Genomic DNA, 5,059 nt, shown 5'->3' on the forward strand with positions numbered 1-5,059 from the left:
ATGTTGCCAAGTTCTTAGGTAGTGAAGCAGCATTTAATAATGGTACTTTTAAAGGACCCACCTATAAATTATCTAAGATTTCTGAAGATGGCGTTTCAGAAGAAAGTAGCTATGATAATGTTGGAAGTGCTTTTGAGGGGCTTGATACAAATATCAAGAATGTAAACCAGCGTATTAAGGAAGTATCTCAAGGCGTTGCTCAGGATTCGTTGTCTTGGAGCAAGGATGAGGATGCCTTTAGTGCGCAGCATGGAGAGGGAGATGCGAAAGCAGATAGCAAGATTAAGTATCTTGCGAATGGAGACATTTCTGCAACCTCAACGGATGCGGTAGCGGGTAATCAGCTTCATACTCTAGGTGATAAAGTTGCAAAGTTTTTTGGCGGTGATGCTAGGTATGAGAATGGTCAATGGACAGCCCCAAGCTTCAAGGTTACAACAGTCAAAGAAGATGGTAACTCTGAAGAGACGAAATATAATACTGTAGCGGAGGCTTTGGCGGGTGTTGGCACTTCCCTCACAAATGTAAAAAATGAGATTACCAATGAAATTACCAATGTTAAAGGTGATAGTCTTGTTAAGTGGGATGACGAGAAGAAGCTCATCAAGATTGGTGGGGAAAAAGATGGTGCTACAATCACTATTGCGGATAAGGACAGTAAGAGTCGAATTCTGTCTGGCGTGAAGGATGCAGAACGGAGCGATGAGGCCATTAATAAAGGTCAGCTTGATGAAAACGTGGAAAAACTTTCTGATGAAATTGAAAAAGTGCGTTCTGTAGCAGTTTTCTACGATACAGAAGAAGATTCAGAAGATTTAAATGTACTTACCAGATCAGCTCGTAAAGCTAAACAAACCAGTGTAACTTTTGGAAATCCGAAGGAAGGCACTGTTTCTTTGCATAATGTTGGCATAGGTAAGATTACAGCAGAATCAACTGATGCAGTAAATGGCTCACAGCTTTATTCATTGGGCGATAAGGCAGCTACCTATTTTGGTGGTGGTGCTACATTTAAAGATGGTTCTTTTACATCTCCGACTTATAACATCTCTAATATTGCTGAAGATGGTACGGTAACGACTAATCCATATAACGATGTTGGTTCAGCCTTTGAAGGGCTTGATGCGAGTGTCAAGAATGTGAATACTCATCTAACGAATGAGGTCAAAAACTTTACTGAAAAACTAACGAATATTACGCAAGAAGTCCAAGGCGATGCTTTGTTGTGGAGCGATGCTGAAAAGGCCTTTGTAGCCAAGCATGGAGAAGAAAACAGCAAAACAAATAGTAAGATTACGTCGCTTGCAAATGGAGACATTACTTCAACTTCAAGCGATGCTGTAGCAGGCAATCAGCTTCATAAATTGGGTGATGGAGTTGCAAAATCTTTAGGTGGTGGTGCTCAGTATGAGAATGGCACATGGACTACTCCTACCTTCACGGTTAAGAGCTTCACGGAAGAAGGGGATGTTTCTGACTCAACGTATAATGATGTCGCTTCAGCCTTTACCGGCGTTAGTTCTTCATTCGAAAAAGTTAAAGATAAATTCGAGAAAGTTAAGGATGAAATTACCAAAGACATTACCCTTGTTCAAAGCGATTCCTTGTTGTGGGACAAGACTGCAGGTGCTTTTGCAGCGAAGCATGGAGAGGAAAAAAGCAGCAGTAAGATTACGTCGCTTGCAAATGGAGACATTACTTCAACTTCAAGCGATGCTGTAGCAGGCAATCAACTTTATAAATTGGGTGATGGAGTTGCAAAATCTTTAGGTGGTGGTGCTCAGTATGAGAATGGTACATGGACTGCTCCAAGTTTCAAGGTTAAAACAATCAAAGAAGATGGCAGTGCTGTTGAAGAGCAGAGCTATGATAGTGTAGCGGAAGCGTTTGCAGGCGTAGGCAGTTCTTTCACGAACATTCATAACGAGATTAACAAGGAGATTAGTAAAGTCGTAGGCGATAGCCTTGTTAAGCAGGATGCTGGTACAAAGGTTATCAATATTGGTAAAGAGGTAGAAGGTACGAGCATCAATATTGCCGATAAGGATAATCAAGATAGGACTCTTTCTGGTGTGAAGAAGGCAGAGAATGACAATGAAGCGGTTAATAAAGGTCAACTTGATAAAAGTTTAAAAGATCTTTCGAACAGTCTTCAGTCTGATGAATCAGCCGTTGTTCATTATGATAAAACAGGTGACGACAATGGCAGCATTGATTATACAAGTGTGACTTTAGGCGGTAAAGATAAGACAGCTGTAGGTCTCCATAATGTTGCTGATGGTAAGATTGCAGAGAGTTCACATGATGCAATCACGGGTGGACAGATTAACAAAATCGGTGAGGATGTTGCCAAGTTCTTAGGTAGTGAAGCAGCATTTAATAATGGTACTTTTAAAGGACCCACCTATAAATTATCTAAGGTTTCTGAAGACGGTAAGGAAGAAGAAGCTGAATTTAAAGATGTTGGTACAGCTTTTGAAGGCATTGATACGAGTATCAAGAATGTGAATCAGCGGATCAAGGATGTGACACAAGGTGTTGCACAGGATTCGTTGTCATGGAGCAAAGATGCAAATGCCTTTAGTGCGCAGCATGGAGAAGGAGAGAAAAAAGGCAACAGCAAGATCACGTTTCTTAAGGATGGTGAACTCTCAGAAAGCTCAACCGATGCGGTTAATGGTTCACAGCTCCATTCTACGAATACAGCCCTTGCGGAGTACTTCGGTGGTAATGCCAAGTATGAGGACAGCAAATGGACAGAACCTGATTTCAAAGTTGCGCAATTTGATGCTGATGGCACAGAAGGTGACGAGAAGACTTATCATAATGTTGCTGATGCTTTTGGAGGTGTTAACAGTGCTTTCACCACTTTGAATGAAGAGATTGTCGATGTAAGAGATAGTATCCTTGTTAAGCAAGAAGAAGAGGTTACTTTAGCGCGTAGTCTCCGTGCGGGGGGATCGGGTGCTATCACCATTGGTAAGGCATCAGGCGGTACTGAAGTAAGTATTCTCAACAAAGACGGTAAGGAACGGAAAATTTCTGGTGTGAGTGCTGGATCACTCTTAGAAGACTCAAGCGAAGCGGTTAATGGCTCACAGCTTTTTACCACCAATAAAAATGTTACTACAGTTGCTGAGCATACAGCGAAATATTTGGGCGGAGGTGCCAAGTATGAGAGTGGAGAGTGGACTGCTCCCACTTTTAAGGTTAAGACCGTTAAGGAAGATGGTAGTGATGTTGAAGAGCAGAGCTATGCAAGTGTTGCGGAAGCCTTTGAGGGTGTAGGTACTTCTTTCAAGAACATTCATAAAGAGATTACACAAAGCAATACGACGGTTACTGAAAACATTAAGCAGAATGCGTTGATGTGGGGTGAGAAAGAGGGAGCCTTTGTAGCCTTGCATGGAGAAGAAAATAGTAAAACCAATAGCAAGATTAAGTATCTTGCGAATGGAGACATTACTGTAGACTCAAGTGATGCGGTTAATGGTTCACAGCTTTATTCCATGAATAAGATGTTTGCGGAGTATTTTGGTGGAGGTGCTGGCTATAATGATAAGGGTGAGTGGAGCGCTCCAAGTTTCAAGCTACAAACTGTCAACTCTGAAGGTAGTTCTGAAGAGAAGAGCTACGATAATGTTGCGGATGCGTTAGCAGGAGTAGGGACATCTTTCACGAATATTCACAAAGAAATTAACAATGTTGTTAGTGATAGCTTAGTTAAACAAGATGATAAGACGCATGTTATTAGCATTGGAGGCGAAAAAGGCGGTACGAGCATCAATATTGCAAACAGTGATAATGCCGCGCGGACACTCTCTGGAGTCAAGGAAGGTGTAGTTTCAAAAGCATCGACGGATGCGGTTAATGGTTCACAGCTTTATTCCATGAATAAGATGTTTGCGGAGTATTTTGGTGGAGGTGCTGGCTATAATGATAAGGGTGAGTGGAGCGCTCCAAGTTTCAAGCTACAAACTGTCAACTCTGAAGGTAGTTCTGAAGAGAAGAGCTACGATAATGTTGCGGATGCGTTAGCAGGAGTAGGGACATCTTTCACGAATATTCACAAAGAAATTAACAATGTTGTTAGTGATAGCTTAGTTAAACAAGATGACAAGACGCATGTTATTAGTATTGGAGGCGAAAAAGGCGGTACGAGCATTACCCTTTCCAACATTGATGGAGCGGAACGGACTCTTTCTGGAGTGCGTGGTGGAACGATTTCAGAAACATCCACGGATGCGGTTAATGGTTCACAACTTTATTCTATGAGTAATGTCTTAGCGGCCTATTTAGGAGGAGGAGCCGGCTATAAGGATGGGAAATGGAGTGCACCGGAATTCAAGGTTGCACAATTTAAGAGCGACGGTAGTTCAGATGAGAAGACGAGCTATGATAATGTTGCGGCTGCGTTTGATGGTGTGAATATAGGTATGACTAATATCAACAATCGTATTCATGATGTTGAGAAGAATGTTGCGTCCAATGGTTTAAATTGGAATGAAACTGAAGGAGCGTATGACGCGAAGCATGATGACAAGTCGAGCAAGATTAAGAATGTCTTAGCTGGTAAAGTTGAAGAGAATTCACAAGAAGTTGTGAATGGAGGTCAGCTATGGGAGACGAATGAGAAAGTGAAAGAGGTTGAAAAGAAAGTAGATACGATTGATCAACATGTAAAAGATATTACAACAACGGTTATGGACGGAGCGGTTAAATATGACAAAGATGGTGATGGTAAAAAGACGAATAAGGTTACGTTAGTAGGTGGGAATGAGAGTGATCCAGTTTTGATAGACAATGTAGCGGATGGAAAGATTGAAACGGGCTCGCATGAAGCTGTTAATGGGGGTCAGTTACATGATTACACCGAACAGCAGATGAAGATAGTTCTTGAAGATGCGAAGAAATATACGGATGATCAAATAGGTAGTCTTGTCGATAATGGCGTTAACGAGGCAAAATCCTACACAGATATGAAGTTTGAGACGTTAAATTATGCTATTGAGGATGTTCGCAAGGAAGCAAGACAAGCTGCAGCGATTGGTTTGGCTGT

Annotated in this window: 1 pseudogene; it reads left to right on the forward strand. The window is 41.7% G+C overall.

The window, feature by feature from the left end:
• Positions 1–5,059: pseudogene (locus ACFIJP_RS08395) on the forward strand (hypothetical protein); the annotation flags it as partial.

Source organism: Bartonella sp. MU37NMGALS (genome assembly GCF_042194015.1).
Lineage (GTDB): Bacteria > Pseudomonadota > Alphaproteobacteria > Rhizobiales > Rhizobiaceae > Bartonella > Bartonella grahamii.